This window comes from Streptomyces sp. NPDC006544, from assembly GCF_040611715.1.
In the GTDB taxonomy this organism is placed as follows: Bacteria; Actinomycetota; Actinomycetes; order Streptomycetales; family Streptomycetaceae; genus Streptomyces.
Window position 1 is genome coordinate 176,410 of sequence record NZ_JBEXOV010000002.1, and the last position, 13,835, is coordinate 190,244.

At 72.0% G+C, this 13,835-nt stretch carries 13 protein-coding genes; 7 read left to right on the top strand and 6 right to left on the bottom strand.

The annotated features are described in order from the left end of the window. Positions 1-4: 4 nt before the first annotated feature. Together ABZY44_RS01895 and ABZY44_RS01900 are read right to left on the bottom strand one after the other, a co-directional pair. Entirely contained in the window at positions 5-1,417 is a 1,413-nt protein-coding gene (locus ABZY44_RS01895; protein ID WP_356649569.1) for a HAMP domain-containing sensor histidine kinase, read from the bottom strand. Beyond that, positions 1,410-2,093 carry a response regulator transcription factor gene (locus ABZY44_RS01900; RefSeq protein ID WP_356649570.1) on the bottom strand — a complete coding sequence of 228 codons (684 nt, stop codon included), beginning with the start codon at positions 2,091-2,093 and terminating at the stop codon, positions 1,410-1,412. Before ABZY44_RS01900 ends, ABZY44_RS01895 begins: the two co-directional genes overlap by 8 nt. A gap of 616 nt (positions 2,094-2,709) precedes the next feature. Between ABZY44_RS01900 and groES the strand changes: the two genes are divergently transcribed. Further along, complete coding sequence (gene groES, locus ABZY44_RS01905) at positions 2,710-3,018, top strand: co-chaperone GroES (RefSeq protein WP_008739621.1); 309 nt, start codon at positions 2,710-2,712, stop codon at positions 3,016-3,018. A 133-nt stretch (positions 3,019-3,151) separates the two neighbouring features. Next, positions 3,152-4,777 (top strand): chaperonin GroEL, encoded by a 1,626-nt coding sequence (gene groL, locus ABZY44_RS01910; protein WP_356649571.1) that lies wholly within the window; start codon positions 3,152-3,154, stop codon positions 4,775-4,777. A 134-nt stretch (positions 4,778-4,911) separates the two neighbouring features. Here the strand turns inward: groL and ABZY44_RS01915 are convergent, their stop codons facing one another. The 3 genes from ABZY44_RS01915 to ABZY44_RS01925 all read right to left on the bottom strand — a co-directional run bounded on the left by ABZY44_RS01915 (position 4,912) and on the right by ABZY44_RS01925 (position 7,336). After that, positions 4,912-5,610, bottom strand: coding sequence for an ester cyclase (locus ABZY44_RS01915; protein ID WP_356649572.1), 699 nt, complete (start codon positions 5,608-5,610; stop codon positions 4,912-4,914). A gap of 75 nt (positions 5,611-5,685) precedes the next feature. Further along, the gene (locus tag ABZY44_RS01920) at positions 5,686-6,459 is read right to left on the bottom strand and encodes an SDR family oxidoreductase (protein WP_356649573.1); all 774 of its coding nucleotides are present in this window, start codon (positions 6,457-6,459) and stop codon (positions 5,686-5,688) included. A 94-nt stretch (positions 6,460-6,553) separates the two neighbouring features. After that, positions 6,554-7,336 carry an MOSC domain-containing protein gene (locus ABZY44_RS01925; RefSeq protein ID WP_356649574.1) on the bottom strand — a complete coding sequence of 261 codons (783 nt, stop codon included), beginning with the start codon at positions 7,334-7,336 and terminating at the stop codon, positions 6,554-6,556. 79 nt (positions 7,337-7,415) lie between these two features. On the opposite strand from ABZY44_RS01925, the gene ABZY44_RS01930 reads away from it, so the two are divergent. Next, entirely contained in the window at positions 7,416-8,315 is a 900-nt protein-coding gene (locus ABZY44_RS01930; RefSeq protein WP_356649575.1) for a LysR family transcriptional regulator, read from the top strand. A 142-nt stretch (positions 8,316-8,457) separates the two neighbouring features. Here the strand turns inward: ABZY44_RS01930 and ABZY44_RS01935 are convergent, their stop codons facing one another. After that, positions 8,458-8,784 carry a WhiB family transcriptional regulator gene (locus ABZY44_RS01935; protein ID WP_356649576.1) on the bottom strand — a complete coding sequence of 109 codons (327 nt, stop codon included), beginning with the start codon at positions 8,782-8,784 and terminating at the stop codon, positions 8,458-8,460. Between the two features lie 380 nt (positions 8,785-9,164). Here ABZY44_RS01935 and ABZY44_RS01940 point away from each other — a divergent pair, with 380 nt between their 5' ends. The 4 genes from ABZY44_RS01940 (at position 9,165) to ABZY44_RS01955 (ending at position 13,729) form a co-directional block, all read left to right on the top strand. Then, positions 9,165-9,776 (top strand): response regulator transcription factor, encoded by a 612-nt coding sequence (locus ABZY44_RS01940; RefSeq protein ID WP_003948568.1) that lies wholly within the window; start codon positions 9,165-9,167, stop codon positions 9,774-9,776. Between the two features lie 328 nt (positions 9,777-10,104). Next, complete coding sequence (locus ABZY44_RS01945; RefSeq protein WP_356649577.1) at positions 10,105-10,746, top strand: sigma-70 family RNA polymerase sigma factor; 642 nt, start codon at positions 10,105-10,107, stop codon at positions 10,744-10,746. 178 nt (positions 10,747-10,924) lie between these two features. Beyond that, entirely contained in the window at positions 10,925-12,439 is a 1,515-nt protein-coding gene (gene guaB / locus ABZY44_RS01950) for an IMP dehydrogenase (protein WP_356649578.1), read from the top strand. Positions 12,440-12,604: 165 nt separating this feature from the next. Continuing rightward, on the top strand, positions 12,605-13,729 hold the full coding sequence (locus tag ABZY44_RS01955) for a GuaB3 family IMP dehydrogenase-related protein (RefSeq protein ID WP_356649579.1): 1,125 nt from the start codon (positions 12,605-12,607) through the stop codon (positions 13,727-13,729). The last annotated feature ends 106 nt before the right edge of the window (positions 13,730-13,835 follow it).

Genomic DNA, 13,835 nt, shown 5'->3' on the forward strand with positions numbered 1-13,835 from the left:
CCCCTCAGGGCCCGGGAACGCGTACCCGCAGCACCAGCCGGGCACCCGCACCGCCGGCGGACGGCGCGAGCGCCCGGAGATCGCCGCCGTGCGCCCGGGCGATCTCCCGGGCGATGGCCAGGCCCAGGCCGGTGCCGCCGCTGGCCCGGCCGCGGTCCGCGTCCAGCCGTACGAACCGTTCGAAGACCCGGTCCCGGTCCGCCTCCGGGATGCCCGGCCCGTCGTCGATGACCTCCAGCTGCGCCCAGCCGTCGCCGTCCGCGAACGCCCTGACGGTGACTTCGGTGCGGGCGTACCGGAGGGCGTTGTCCACGAGGTTGGCCAGCGCGCGTTCCAGCCGCTCCGGATCCCCGCAGGCCGGTACGGGCGCCCGCGCGTCCAGCCGGAGCGGGACCCGGGGACCGGGGCGCCGCGCCAGGTCCTCGGCGGCCAGCAGCGCGAGGTCCACCGGCTCGGCGCGCGGCGCCGGCCCGCCGTCGAGGCGGGCCAGCAGGAGCAGATCGGCCGCGATGCCCTGGAGCCGTTCGGTATCGGCCAGCGCGGCCGCCACCGATTCCCGGTCGGGGTCCCGCAGGGCCACCTCCAGCCGCGACCGGACGGCCGCGAGGGGGTTGCGCAGCTCGTGGGAGGCGTCGGCCGTGAACTGCCGCTGCCGGGCGTCGCCGCGCTCCAGCCGGTCCAGCGTGGCGTTGACGGTCCGGGCCAGCTGGGCGATCTCGTCGGCCCCGCCCGGATCGGGGACCCGCCGGTCCAGCTCGCTCGCGGTGACCGCCGCGAGCTCGGTGCGGATCGCGTCGACGGGGCGCAGCGCGTGCCCCGTCACCCACCAGGCCAGGGCCGCCGCGAAGCCGATGAGCGGGGGAGCGCCGGCCAGCAGGCCGCGGGCGACCGCCCGGGTCGCGTCGTCGACGTCGCCGAGGACGGTCATCGCGTAGACGGTGTGCGGGTGGTGCGCCCCGGGCGGGCCGGGCGCCGCCACGGCGACCACGACGCGCCGTTCCGTGCCGGGGTGTGCGGCCGGCAGGACGGCGGAGCGGGAGTCGTCGCCGGGCGGTGCGGGGCGCGGCCCGGCGAGCTCGGGAATGTCCTGCGGGTCCCCGCTGGTGGTCACGGTCCGGCCGCTCGCGTCCCGTACGAGGACCAGGTCGACCCCGCCCTCCGGCGCGGGCAGCCGGCCGCCGGCCGGGAGGGTCCCGGTGTCGATCTGGGAGGCGACCTTGCGGGCGGCGAGCTCGGTGCGGGCGGTGGTGTTCTCGATGAGGTTGGCGCGCAGCACCGTGTACAGCCACACGCCGCCCGCGGCGAGCACGGCGGCCATCGCGAGGGCGGCGGCCGCGGCGGCGCGCGCTCGCAGGCTGCCGAGGCGCCGGGGCCGGGCCGGGGGCCGTGGGCCGGCCCCGGGCCGGGGTCTATCCACCGTCCGGCGCCATCCGGTAGCCGGTGCCGTGGACGGTGAGGATCGAGCGGCGGCCGAAGGGGACGTCGATCTTCCGGCGGAGCGAGGAGACGTAGACCTCGACGATGTTCGGGTCGATGCCGTGCGGGGTGTCCCAGACCTCGTCCAGGATGTCCTGCTTGGCGACGGCCCGGCCCGGCTGCCCCATCAGGCAGGCGAGCACGCCGAGCTCGCGGGCCGTCAGCTCGATCTCGTACGGGCCGCGCCGGCAGCGACGGCCGCGCGGGTCGAGGGTCAGGTCGCCGGCCTGGAGGACGCTGGGCTGCGCGGGGCCCGCGGCGCGGCGGGTGACCGCGCGCAGGCGGGCTGCGAGGACGACGAAGGAGAACGGCTTGGTGAGGTAGTCGTCGGCGCCGGCGTCGAGGCCCTCGGCCTCGTCGTACTCGCCGTCCCTGGCGGTCAGGATGACCACGGGGGTCGGGTCCCCGTGCGCGCGCATCCGCCGGCAGATCTCGTAGCCCGAGAGGCCCGGGAGCATCAGGTCGAGGACGACGGCGTCGTACGGGCCGCCCGTGAGGGCGAGGTCCAGGCCGCGGTGGCCCTCGTGGGCGAGGTCGACCCAGTGGCCGTCGGCGGAGAGGCCCCGCCGAAGCGACTCGGCGAGGCCCGCTTCGTCTTCGACGACCAGGAGGCGCATGCCCCAAGCCTCACATACCGGACGCCTTTTCCCGGGTCCCGACCCCGGACCCCGCCCCCGCACCTCGAGCGCCGGTGGATCCGCGCGAGCCGGTCGCGGCACGTCGGCCCGGCCCGCGCCCGGCTCCGGGGCGACGCCCGCCGGGGCCGCCCCGAACGCCCGTGCCGGTCCGTACTCGGGGTGGGTGCGGGTCTGGTCCGGCTCGCGCGGCGAGGTCGGCCCGGGCCGGGAAACGCCCGTACGCCGGAAGGGGAACGGGTCGGAACCGGTCAGTGTCCACGGTGGGCCCGGGGCCCGTCGGGGATGCCTCCGGACGGGCGCCGGGACGGGCCCAGGTGCTGGCGGGGGCGGGTCGGGGCGGGGTCCGGGGCGGGTCGGAGCGGGGTCCGGGGTGGGCTTCCGGGGCGCTCCGGGGCGGTCCGGACGGGCAGAACCAGCGGCGCGTATTGGCACTCCGCTTGACCGAGTGCTAATCCCCGGAATAGTCTCGCGTCTGGCACTCGCCCCTGGTGAGTGCCAACACAGCGACAGGCAGGTCCGGCACCCGCGACGACGGATCGACCTGGTCGCCACCTCAGACAGTTAACCCCGGATCTCCGAAGGGGGAGGTCGGATCGTGACGACCACCAGCTCCAAGGTTGCCATCAAGCCGCTCGAGGACCGCATTGTGGTCCAGCCGCTCGACGCCGAGCAGACCACGGCCTCTGGCCTGGTCATCCCGGACACCGCGAAGGAGAAGCCCCAGGAGGGCGTCGTCCTCGCGGTGGGCCCGGGCCGCTTCGAGGACGGCCAGCGTCTTCCGCTGGACGTCACCGTTGGCGACGTCGTGCTGTACAGCAAGTACGGCGGCACCGAAGTGAAGTACAACGGCGAGGAATACCTCGTCCTCTCGGCCCGCGACGTGCTCGCGATCGTCGAGAAGTAAGTCACTTCTCCAGTTTTGTTTTGAGCTACGCCCCTGGTCACCCCTGCTGATGCCGGGCGGCGAGGGGCGTAGTTCGTTCTAGGCGGTCGCGGTGAGCGGCCGGGGATCGCAACGAGAGGGCTGAACCGCTCCCATGCCGAAGATTCTTAAGTTTGACGAGGACGCTCGTCGCGCCCTCGAGCGCGGCGTCAACAAGCTTGCCGACACGGTCAAGGTGACGATCGGTCCCAAGGGCCGCAACGTCGTCATCGACAAGAAGTTCGGTGCTCCCACCATCACGAACGACGGTGTCACCATCGCTCGCGAGGTCGAGCTCGACGACCCGTACGAGAACCTTGGCGCGCAGCTCGTGAAGGAGGTGGCGACCAAGACCAACGATGTTGCGGGTGACGGCACCACCACCGCCACCGTGCTGGCCCAGGCGCTGGTCCGCGAGGGTCTGCGCAACGTCGCCGCGGGTGCCTCCCCGGCCGCCCTCAAGAAGGGCATCGACCTCGCGGTCAAGGCCGTGTCCGAGGAGCTCCTCGCGACCGCCCGCCCGATCGAGGACAAGTCCGACATCGCCGCCGTGGCCTCGCTCTCCGCGCAGGACGCCCAGATCGGCGAGCTCATCGCCGAGGCGATGGACAAGGTCGGCAAGGACGGTGTCATCACCGTCGAGGAGTCCAACGCCTTCGGCGTCGAGCTGGAGTTCACCGAGGGCATGGCCTTCGACAAGGGCTACCTCTCGCCGTACATGGTCTCCGACCAGGAGCGCATGGAGGCCGTCCTCGACGACCCGTACATCCTGATCAACCAGGGCAAGATCTCCTCCATCCAGGACCTCCTGCCGCTGCTGGAGAAGGTCATCCAGGCCGGTGGCACCAAGCCGCTCCTGATCATCGCCGAGGACGTCGAGGGCGAGGCGCTCTCCACCCTCGTCGTCAACAAGATCCGTGGCACCTTCAACGCCGTCGCCGTCAAGGCGCCCGGCTTCGGTGACCGCCGCAAGGCGATGCTCCAGGACATGGCCACCCTCACCGGTGCCACCGTCATCGCCGAGGAGGTCGGCCTCAAGCTCGACCAGGCCGGTCTGGACGTCCTCGGTTCCGCGCGCCGCGTGACCATCACCAAGGACGGCACCACCATCGTCGACGGTGGCGGCAAGTCCGACGACGTCCTCGGTCGCGTCAACCAGATCAAGGCCGAGATCGAGTCCACCGACTCGGACTGGGACCGCGAGAAGCTGCAGGAGCGCCTGGCGAAGCTCGCCGGCGGCGTCTGCGTCATCAAGGTCGGCGCCGCCACCGAGGTGGAGCTCAAGGAGCGCAAGCACCGTCTCGAGGACGCCATCTCGGCGACCCGCGCCGCGGTCGAGGAGGGCATCGTCTCCGGCGGTGGCTCCGCGCTCGTCCACGCCGTCAAGGTCCTCGAGGGCAACCTCGGCCTGACCGGCGACGAGGCCACCGGTGTCGCGGTCGTGCGTCGCGCCGCCGTCGAGCCGCTGCGCTGGATCGCGGAGAACGCCGGCCTCGAGGGCTACGTCATCACCGCGAAGGTCGCCGAGCTCGACAAGGGCCAGGGCTTCAACGCCGCCACCGGCGAGTACGGCGACCTGGTCAAGGCCGGCGTCATCGACCCGGTCAAGGTCACCCGCTCCGCGCTGGAGAACGCCGCTTCGATCGCGTCCCTGCTGCTCACGACCGAGACCCTGGTCGTCGAGAAGCCGGCCGAGGAAGAGGCCGACGCCGGCCACGGCGGTCACGGCCACAGCCACTGACCTCGTCAGTAGTCGCGACAGAGCCCCGGTCACCGCTGCCAAGCGGTGGTGACCGGGGCTCTGCCGTCCGCCTTCTCCGGCGCCTTCGCGGCCGCCTTCCCCACCGGCCTCCTCCGACGCCTTCCGGCCGACGGCTATCCGGGCATCATGCCCATCTGCCGCATCAGCCCCGGCGCGTCGTAGTACCACCAGTCCTCGGCGATCTGCCCGTTCTCGATGCGGCAGGTCGTGCAGCCCGACATGGAGACTTCCTTGCCGGTCGGCGCGACCCCCATGAACTCGCCCTTGTGGGTGCCCTTCCAGTCCCAGAGCGTGGTGACGCAGTCCCCTTCGGCGATCTGGCGCGTCATGTCGAAGGTGAAGTCGAAGGCGTCGCGCCACATGCCGATGGTCGTGCGCAGGCCCTCCCGGCCGTTGCCCCGGTCCCCGCTCTGCATGATGTCGTGGGTGACGTAGTCGGCCGCCACGCACTCCTCGACGACGTCGAAGTTCCCCTTGCCCGCGATCTCTTCGAGCATCCTGGTGGCGACCAGCTTGTTGAGGTACTCGTCGCGGACCACGTCGAGGTTCATGAACTTCGGCATGCCCTCGCAGAGGGCCGTCATCTCCTGGAACATCCGGTCGGTCTCCGGGAGCGAGGAGTTCCTCATCGCTTCCTCGTACGAGGGGAATTCGACGAGGTCGAGGTAGTGGGTCTCGGAGTCGCGGTCCCTGCCGATCAAGGTGTGGGTGACCGTGCGCCTGCCGCTCGCCTGCTCCGCCCAGCGGTCGATGAGCGCGTTCATCTCGTCGAACCGCGTGGTCTCGTAATCGATTACTTGTACGAATGTCATCGCGTCGCCTCCCGCGCTGGATGGGACAGATCCAGTCTAGGGAGATTTCACCCTTTTGCCGCGCTTACCCACCGGTTACTGCGGTCCGTACTTGCGGCCCGTGCGCGAGGAAACCCCGCCCAGCAGCCCGCGCGGGGTCAGCTTCACCACGCTCATCAGCGCCTTGTACCGGGGGTCCGGGATCGACACCGTCTTGCCCCGCGCCAGGTCCGCGAGGGCCGCGGCCACCAGCTTGTCGGCGTCGAGCCACATCCAGCCGGGGATGTTGTCCGTGCCCATGCCGGCGCGCTCGTGGAACTCGGTGCGCACGAAACCGGGGCACAGCGCCATCAGCCGTACGCCCGAGCCGGCCAGGTCCTTCGCGGCGCCCTGGGTGAACTGCACGACCCAGGCCTTGCTCGCCCCGTAGGTGCCGCGGGGCAGGAAGGCGGCCACCGAGGCCACGTTGATCACGCCGCCCCGCCCGCGCGAGCGCATCGACGCGGTCGCCGCCGAGGTCAGCCGCAGCACGGCCTCCACGTGGACCTTGATCATGGCCAACTCGTCGGCCATGGGGACCTCGAGGTAGCGGCCCTTGTTGCCGAAGCCGGCGTTGTTGACCAGCAGGTCCACCGGGTGCTTGCGGTCGTCGAGGCGCTTCTCGACCGCGGAGATGCCCTCCTCGGTGGACAGGTCGGCGGCCAGCACCTCCGCCTCGATGCCGTGCCGGTCGTGCAGTTCGGTGGCCTGCTCGCCGAGCCGCTTGGTGTCCCGGGCCACCAGGACGAGGTTGTGCCCCTGGGCGGCGAGCCGCCGGGCGAAGGCGGCGCCGATGCCCGCCGTGGATCCCGTAATCAACGCAGTCGTCATACGCGCAACCTAGCCGCCCCGGCGGCCGTCACTCCTACCAGGTTCCGGATGGGCCGCCGGATCGGCCTCCCGGTCAGCTCCCTCACGGGCGGCGCTACTTCGCCGGCTGCTCCAGTTCCCGCTCGTGGCCCTGCCCGCGGCCCGGGGCCGGGACCTGCGCCCGCTCCGGTTCCGGCTCTCGTTCCGGCTGCGGCTCTCGTTCCGGCCGGCGCGTCCGCTGTTGCGCCACGTGGGCCAGCGCCTTGTCCCGCGCCGTCGGCTCCAGCGCGTCGCCCGCCGCCAGGGTGCGTGGCAGCAGCTCCCGCTCGGTGGTGACCGCACGGAACCAGAACCCCACCGTCACCTCGTGGTCCGGGCGGTGCACCACCTCGATGGTGTCGCCGGGGGAGACCGACCCCTCCTGGACCACCCGCAGGTACGCACCCGGCCGGGCCTCGCGGGTGAACCGCTTGACCCAGGCCCGCTCGCCGAGCGCGCCCTGGAAGGTCCGGCACGGGATGCGGGCCGAGGCCACCTCCAGGACCAGGTCGGCGCCGACCCGCCAACGCTCGCCGAGCAGTGCGCCGTTCACGTCGAGGCCGGAGGTGGTGAGGTTCTCGCCGAAGCTCCCGCCGGGCAGTGCCCGGCCCAGCTCGCGGCCCCACCAGTCCAGGTCCTCGCGGGCGTACGCGTACACGGCCTTGTGCGGGCCGCCGTGATGGCGCCGGTCGCAGACGTCGTCACCCTCGACCCCGCTCGCCGCGGTCCCGCCGGGGCCGGGCGCGAAGACCCGTACGGGACCGGGGGCCGGGCGTTTGCCGTGCCCGGTCAGTCCGCCCTCCGCGTCGGTGTAATCGACGACCGTGGCGCGACCGAGGTTCACGGAGATCAGATGCATGGGGACACGCTAGCCGAATGGCCTCAAAGCGCCACGGGATTATTCGCACGGTCGTCAAAGCACCCCTTATGCTCGAAGAGTGATCGAGGCACGTCATCTCCGAGTTCTGCGCGCTGTCGCCGGAACCGGATCCTTCTCCGCCGCAGCCCGCGAGCTCGGCTGCACCCAGCCGGCCGTCTCCCAGCAGATGAAGGCGCTGGAACAGTCCGCCGGCACCCCGCTGCTGATCCGCGCCGGCCGCGAGATGCGGCTCACCCAGGCGGGCGGGGCGCTGGTCCGGCACGCCGCCGGGATCCTCGCCGGGCTGACCGCCGCCGAGGAGGAGGTCGCGGCCATCGCCGGGCTGCGCGCGGGCCGGGTCCGGCTCGTCTCCTTCCCGAGCGGCAGCTCCACGCTGGTGCCCACCGCGCTGGCGGCGATGCGCGCCGCGCACCCGGGAACCCGCATCTCGCTGGTCGAGGCCGAGCCGCCGCGTTCCGTGGAGATGCTGCGCGAGGGTGACTGCGACGTCGCGCTCGCCTTCCGCTACGGCGGCACCCCGGGGTCGGCGGCCGAGTGGGAGGACCTCGTGGTCCGGCCGCTGCTGACCGACCGGCTCGTCGGGCTGGTCCCCGACGGCCACCGGCTGGCGGGCGCCGGGCGGGTGGGCATGGCGGAGCTGGCCGACGAGCCCTGGATCGCGGGCTGTCCGCGCTGCCGCCGCCATCTGGTGGAGGTGTGCGAGGGCGTCGGCTTCACCCCGCGCATCGACTTCGCCACCGACGACTACCCGGCCGTGGTCGGGCTGGTCGGCGCCGGGCTCGGCGTGGCGGTCCTGCCGGAACTCGCGGTGGAGTCCGTGCGGGCCAAGGGCGTGAGCACCCTCGTCGTGGAACCGGCCGTCGAGCGGGAGGTCGTGGCGCTGACCCTGCCCGACCTGGCCCGGGTGCCGGCCGTGGCCGCGACCCTGGGCGAACTGGAGCGGGCGGCGCGGCGTTGAGCCGGGCGGCCGGACCGGGCCGCCACGCGAGAAACCGTACGGCGGTTCGGCCGGTCGGGTGGCGGCCCGTGCGGTGACGGGCCGCCGAGCGTGCGGTGGTGGCGGAGAGAAACGTTCCTTCGGACGCTTCCCCCGCCCTGGCTCAGTGGGGGGCGATCGGTCCGATCGAGGTCGCCGCGGGGATCAGACGGTGCCGGGCGCGGCCCATCAGCTCCTCGCGTTCGTCCTCGGTGAGGCCGCCCCACACCCCGTAGGGCTCGCGGACGGCGAGGGCGTGGGCGGCGCACTCCGAGCGCACCGGGCAGCGCATGCAGACCTCTTTAGCCGAGGCCTCACGCGCGCTCCTGGCCGCGCCCCGCTCGCCTTCCGGGTGGAAGAAGAGGGAGCTGTCGACCCCGCGGCAGGCGGCCAGCAGCTGCCAGTCCCAGAGGTCGGCGTTCGGTCCGGGGAGGCGGGAGAAATCTGCCATGGGTAGTCCCTCTTGGTGCCGGTACTGAGGCGGATACGGTCCATGTCTCCACACCTACTGTCCTAGTAGATGTAAATATGACTCATTGGGAATCTAGCCTCAGACATGCGCCAAACGGAAGGAAAGCCGCCAAATAGGGCATAACGCCGATTGGAGGACACGCCGGGAGTGGTGCCCGTCTCGTGTTCGCCCCCTCACGTAGAGTGCCGAAGGTGTCCGTCCGACCCGTAACTCTTTCGAGTGACCATCGTTGAGAGTGCGAAGGCGGTTGAACCAATAAGTTCTCGGACAGGTGTCCGGGGGCATCGACCGCACAGGTGACGATACGTACCAGCCTGGAGGCTCAAGGTGACGCGCATCAGCAGCTGCGGAGGGCGGTCATGACATCCGTCCTCGTCTGCGACGACTCCCCGCTTGCCCGAGAGGCGCTCCGTCGCGCGGTTGCCACCGTGCCCGGCGTCGAGCGTGTGACGACGGCTGCCAACGGCGAGGAAGTCCTCCGCCGCTGGGGTGCCGACCGCTCCGATCTGATTCTGATGGACGTGCGGATGCCCGGCCTCGGCGGCGTGGAGACGGTCCGCCGGCTGCTCTCGGCCGATCCCGGCGCCCGCATCATCATGCTGACGGTCGCCGAGGACCTGGACGGAGTGGCCCTCGCGGTCGCCGCCGGGGCCCGGGGCTACCTGCACAAGGACGCCTCGCGCGCCGAACTGCGGGCCACGGTGACCCAGGCCCTCGCCGACCCGACCTGGAGGCTGGCCCCGCGCCGCCTGCGCTCGGCCGAGATGGGCGCCGCGCCCACGCTCACCGCGCGCGAGATCCAGGTGCTGGAGGGCATGAGCCACGGCCGGTCCAACGCGGAGATCGGGCGCGAGCTCTTCCTCTCCGAGGACACGGTCAAGACGCACGCCCGCCGTCTGTTCAAGAAGCTGGGAGCTTCGGACCGGGCGCACGCCGTCGCGCTCGGCTTCCGCTGGGGCCTGGTCCGCTGACCGCGCGACCGCCGGCCCTCACCGGCCGGCGGCGCCGCGGCCGGGCCGCCGACGTCGCGGCGGCCGCTTCGTCGAACCCCGGTGCGAAGCCGGGGTTGGCGGTGCACAATCCGGGGGACGTGTCGCTTCGTGCGCGATGCCGCATGCTTGAGGGTGTGGCGCATCCTTGGAGATGTCGCCGCGGCAACGATTCGGCCGAGCGGGAGGGGAGGGCCAGAGCATGAGTTCCGGTGCACCCACCCCTCGTAACGCCTCGACTCATAACGCTTCGACGTACAACACGGACCGCAGTGCCGCGAATACTCCGGCGCCAAGGCACCATGGATTGATGCGCGACGACGAGGCCCAGGGGTCCCCCGCGGCCACAGGACCCACCGGCCGGGCGGCCGCCACCAGGGGTGGCGGCGGTGACGGTACCGTCGGTGCGCTCGTACGCCGCGCGGTCGACGGCGACGAACAGGCCACGCACGACCTGCTGGCCTTCGTGCACCCCCTCGCCATCCGCTACTGCCGCACCCGGCTCTCGCGGCTCCCCGGTGATGCCCGTCACTTCGTGGAGGACCTGGCGCAGGAGGTCTGCGTCGCCGTCCTGATGGCCCTGCCGCGCTACCGCGACACCGGGCGCCCCTTCGAGGCCTTCGTCTTCGCCATCGCCGCGCACAAGGTCGCCGACCTGCAGCGGGCCGCCATGCGCCATCCGGGCAGCACGGCCGTGCCCTCCGACGAGATGCCGGAGCGGCCCGACGACTCCCTGGGGCCGGAGGAGCGCGCGCTGCTCAGCAGCGACGCGGCCTGGGCCAAGAAGCTGCTGGCCAACCTTCCGGAGAACCAGCGCGAGCTCCTCGTCCTGCGCGTCGCCGTCGGGCTGACGGCCGAGGAGACCGGGCAGATGCTCGGCATGTCCCCCGGAGCGGTACGCGTGGCCCAGCACCGGGCGCTCAGCCGGCTCCGCGCACTCGCCGAGCAGTAGGGCACGGCAGGCCCGGCAGCGGGCCCCAGATCCGGTCCGTCCCGGTTCGCCGGGTTCGCCGGACCGGCCGTCGTAGGAAGCGACGAACCTTGGGCTTGACCTTGGTCGTGGAATGAGACGCGTCGGGATCCCGTTAGCATGGACATCCGCGCTGAGCAAGACCATTTGGGAAGGTGTCATGACTGTGAACGGCAGTAGTGAGACTGGAGTGCCCGACAAATTCGCCACACTCGGCCTCACGTACGACGACGTGCTGCTGCTGCCCGGCGTGTCGGACATGTCCCCGGACGCGATCGACACTTCCTCCCTGATCTCCCGCAACGTGCGCGTGAACGTCCCGCTGCTCTCCGCCGCCATGGACAAGGTCACCGAGGCCCGCATGGCCATCGCGATGGCCCGCCAGGGCGGCGTCGGCGTCCTGCACCGCAACCTCTCCATCGTCGACCAGGCCAACCAGGTGGACCTGGTCAAGCGCTCCGAGTCCGGCATGGTCACCGACCCGATCACGGTGCACCCGGACGCGACCCTGCGCGAGGCCGACGAGCTCTGCGCGAAGTTCCGCATCTCCGGCGTCCCGGTCACCGACCCCGCCGGCAAGCTGCTCGGCATCGTCACCAACCGCGACATGGCCTTCGAGTCGGACCGCAGCCGCCAGGTGCGCGAGGTCATGACCCCGATGCCGCTGGTCACGGGCAAGGTCGGCATCACCGGCGTCGACGCCATGGAGCTGCTGCGCCGCCACAAGATCGAGAAGCTGCCGCTCGTCGACGAGTCCGGCATCCTCAAGGGCCTCATCACGGTCAAGGACTTCGTCAAGGCCGAGAAGTACCCGAACGCCGCCAAGGACAAGGACGGCCGGCTGCTCGTCGGCGCGGCCGTCGGCGTCGCGGGTGACGCGTACGACCGCGCCCAGGCCCTGATCGAGGCGGGCGCCGACTTCATCGTCGTCGACACGGCCCACGGCCACTCCCGCCTCGTCGGCGACATGGTCTCCAAGATCAAGTCGAACTCGACGGTCGACGTCATCGGCGGCAACATCGCGACGCGCGACGGCGCCCAGGCGCTCATCGACGCCGGCTGCGACGGCATCAAGGTCGGCGTCGGCCCCGGCTCCATCTGCACCACCCGCGTCGTCGCCGGCATCGGCGTCCCGCAGGTCACCGCCATCTACGAGGCCTCGCTCGCCGCCAAGGCCGCGGGCGTCCCGGTCATCGGCGACGGCGGCCTGCAGTACTCCGGCGACATCGCGAAGGCCCTGGTCGCGGGCGCCGACACGGTGATGCTCGGCTCGCTGCTCGCGGGCTGCGAGGAGTCCCCCGGCGAGCTGCTCTTCATCAACGGCAAGCAGTTCAAGTCGTACCGCGGCATGGGCTCCCTCGGCGCGATGCAGTCCCGCGGCGACCGCAAGTCCTTCTCCAAGGACCGCTACTTCCAGGAGGGCGTGGGCGGCGACGACAAGCTCATCCCCGAAGGCATCGAAGGCCAGGTCCCCTACCGCGGCCCGCTCTCCGCGGTCGTGCACCAGCTCGTCGGCGGTCTGCGGCAGTCGATGTTCTACGTCGGCGGCCGCACCGTTCCCGAGCTCCAGGACCGCGGCCGCTTCGTCCGCATCACGTCGGCGGGGCTCAAGGAGAGCCACCCGCACGACATCCAGATGACGGTCGAGGCACCGAACTACTCCCGCAAGGGCTGAACCGAGCAGCGCCGAAGGGGCGGACCCGGCCGGGTCCGCCCCTTCGGCGTGTCCGCCGGGCGGTCGCCCGGTCCGGCGGGTGCGTCCGTACAGCGGTCACCGGAACGCAGCTCCCCGCCGTTCGGGGATACTGGACGGGCAGACCCAGAGGAAAGGCCACCACACGTGACTGAGATCGAGATCGGGCGCGGCAAGCGCGGCCGCAGGGCGTACGCGTTCGACGACATCGCCATCGTCCCCAGCCGTCGCACCCGGGACCCGAAGGAGGTCTCGATCGCCTGGCAGATCGACGCCTACCGCTTCGAGCTCCCGTTCCTGGCCGCCCCCATGGACTCGGTCGTCTCCCCGCAGACCGCCATCCGCATCGGCGAGCTCGGCGGCCTCGGCGTGCTGAACCTCGAAGGCCTGTGGACCCGGTACGAGGACCCGCAGCCGCTGCTCGACGAGATCGCCGAGCTCGACGAGGACTCCGCGACCCGCCGGCTCCAGGAGATCTACGAGGCCCCGATCCAGGCGGACCTGATCCGTCAGCGGATCAAGGAGGTGCGCGACTCCGGCGTCGTCACCGCCGCCGCGCTCTCCCCGCAGCGCACGGCCGAGTTCTCCAAGGTCGTCGTCGACGCCGGGGTGGACATCTTCGTGATCCGCGGCACCACGGTGTCGGCCGAGCACGTCTCCGGCGCCGCCGAGCCGCTCAACCTCAAGCAGTTCATCTACGAGCTCGACGTCCCGGTCATCGTGGGCGGCTGCGCCACGTACACCGCGGCCCTGCACCTGATGCGCACCGGCGCGGCCGGTGTCCTGGTCGGGTTCGGCGGCGGCGCCGCGCACACCACGCGCAACGTGCTCGGCATCCAGGTCCCGATGGCGACCGCCGTCGCGGACGTGGCCGCGGCCCGCCGCGACTACATGGACGAGTCCGGCGGCCGCTACGTGCACGTCATCGCCGACGGCGGCGTCGGCTGGTCCGGCGACATCCCGAAGGCCGTCGCCTGTGGCGCGGACGCCGTGATGATCGGCTCCCCGCTGGCCCGTGCCACCGACGCGCCCGGCAAGGGCAACCACTGGGGCATGGAGGCCGTCCACGAGGACGTGCCGCGCGGCAAGAAGGTCGACCTCGGCACGGTCGGCACCACCGAGGAGATCCTCACCGGCCCGTCGCACAGCCCGGACGGATCGATGAACCTCTTCGGCGCGCTGCGCCGCTCGATGGCCACCACCGGCTACAGCGAGCTCAAGGAGTTCCAGCGGGTCGAGGTCACGGTCGCGGACTCGCAGCACCACCGCTGACCGCTCGGACGTACCCGTGCCGGAGGGCCGGCGGAGCCGTTCAACCGCAGCCGGGCCGTTTTCCAGACCCCGGGGCCCGCCCCGGCGACCAAAACGGTGCCCACCC

Excerpts from the sequence above, each read along its gene's own strand:
- ABZY44_RS01900 (WP_356649570.1), bottom strand. The coding sequence starts at position 2,093 with ATGCGCCTCCTGGTCGTCGAAGACGAAGCGGGCCTCGCCGAGTCGCTT.
- groL (WP_356649571.1), top strand. The coding sequence starts at position 3,152 with ATGCCGAAGATTCTTAAGTTTGACGAGGACGCTCGTCGCGCCCTCGAG.
- ABZY44_RS01915 (WP_356649572.1), bottom strand. The coding sequence starts at position 5,610 with ATGACATTCGTACAAGTAATCGATTACGAGACCACGCGGTTCGACGAG.
- ABZY44_RS01920 (WP_356649573.1), bottom strand. The coding sequence starts at position 6,459 with ATGACGACTGCGTTGATTACGGGATCCACGGCGGGCATCGGCGCCGCC.
- ABZY44_RS01925 (WP_356649574.1), bottom strand. The coding sequence starts at position 7,336 with ATGCATCTGATCTCCGTGAACCTCGGTCGCGCCACGGTCGTCGATTAC.
- ABZY44_RS01935 (WP_356649576.1), bottom strand. The coding sequence starts at position 8,784 with ATGGCAGATTTCTCCCGCCTCCCCGGACCGAACGCCGACCTCTGGGAC.
- ABZY44_RS01940 (WP_003948568.1), top strand. The coding sequence starts at position 9,165 with ATGACATCCGTCCTCGTCTGCGACGACTCCCCGCTTGCCCGAGAGGCG.
- ABZY44_RS01945 (WP_356649577.1), top strand. The coding sequence starts at position 10,105 with ATGCGCGACGACGAGGCCCAGGGGTCCCCCGCGGCCACAGGACCCACC.
- guaB (WP_356649578.1), top strand. The coding sequence starts at position 10,925 with ATGACTGTGAACGGCAGTAGTGAGACTGGAGTGCCCGACAAATTCGCC.